The organism is Pseudoponticoccus marisrubri (assembly GCF_001482405.1).
Lineage (GTDB): Bacteria > Pseudomonadota > Alphaproteobacteria > Rhodobacterales > Rhodobacteraceae > Pseudoponticoccus > Pseudoponticoccus marisrubri.
Map to the genome: position 1 here is coordinate 1 of NZ_LPXO01000072.1, position 293 is coordinate 293.

Below are 293 nucleotides of genomic sequence, written 5' to 3' on the forward strand. Positions count from 1 at the left end.
CGGAGTGTTGTTTTAGGAAGTTTTCCAGCGATGCACTGTTTTCAGAGACCTGGTTGGCGCCAATGGTTGCACTGACACCTTTTAAAGAGTGAACCAGACGCATTAATTCTGGATAGTCTTCCTCTTTAAGGAGTGCTTCAAAGTTATCGGCAAAGTCTTTATAGCGAGTGATGAACTGGTTCAAAACAGAGTGATACAGCTTTTCTGAGCCGCCGGCGAGGCGCAGGCCTTGCTGTAGGTCGATATTTTCAACCTGCTGCGGTTTCGCAACCTTCTCGACGGCAGGCTTTTCC

General features: G+C 48.1%; 1 protein-coding gene. It reads right to left on the reverse strand.

Annotated elements, in window-relative coordinates; all coding sequences use genetic code 11:
• Positions 1-293 (reverse strand): Hpt domain-containing protein (locus AVJ23_RS22525; protein WP_157772779.1); only part of this gene is annotated, 293 nt, incomplete at both ends.